This window comes from Cetobacterium sp. ZWU0022, from assembly GCF_000800875.1.
Taxonomy (GTDB): Bacteria; Fusobacteriota; Fusobacteriia; order Fusobacteriales; family Fusobacteriaceae; genus Cetobacterium_A.
On the sequence record NZ_JRJZ01000099.1, the window covers coordinates 1 to 580 of the forward strand.

General features: G+C 30.2%; 1 protein-coding gene and 1 pseudogene. Both read left to right on the top strand.

Annotated features, from left to right (window positions below; genetic code table 11):
* Positions 1 to 348: TrbC/VirB2 family protein (locus L988_RS08285; protein ID WP_231549833.1), on the top strand; the 348-nt coding region annotated here is incomplete at its 5' end.
* Between the two features lie 13 nt (positions 349 to 361).
* Positions 362 to 580, top strand: a pseudogene (locus tag L988_RS08290) (hypothetical protein); the annotation flags it as partial.

The window sequence follows — 580 nt, forward strand, 5'->3', positions numbered from 1 at the left end:
ATTAAAAACAGAGCAAAAAAATCTCAAAAAGGAGGTTGGTTAAAAGAGAATTATAAATTTATTCTTGTAGTAATGTTACTTATAATTGTTAGTCAATTTAGTTTCGCTTCATCTACAGATATGCCATGGGAAGGACCATTAGATAAATTATTAAAATCGTTTACTGGACCAGTTGCAAAAACTATAGGAATTTTAGCAATTTGTGCTTGTGGTGGAATGATGGCATTTGGAGAAATGGGAAGTGCAATGAAAAGAATGTTAAATATTGTTCTTGGTATTTCTATCGTTTTTGCTGCTTCAACATGGGGATTATCATTCTTTGGATTTTCAGGGTCAGTACAAATGTAAATTGGAGGCATAAATGAAGTTTAAACCAGGAGAAAAATTAAAGACACAAGGGGGGTTGCCAAGCAACCCTGATTCTGTTTTTAATGAAAAGTATATGAAGTTAGCAAAATCGCTTAGAAATTGGCAAATTGCTTTTTTATCACAAACAATTTTATTTACAATTTCTTTATTAGGATTTATAAAAGTTGCTACTCAAACTCAAATAATTCCATATATTGTAGAAGTTAATAAA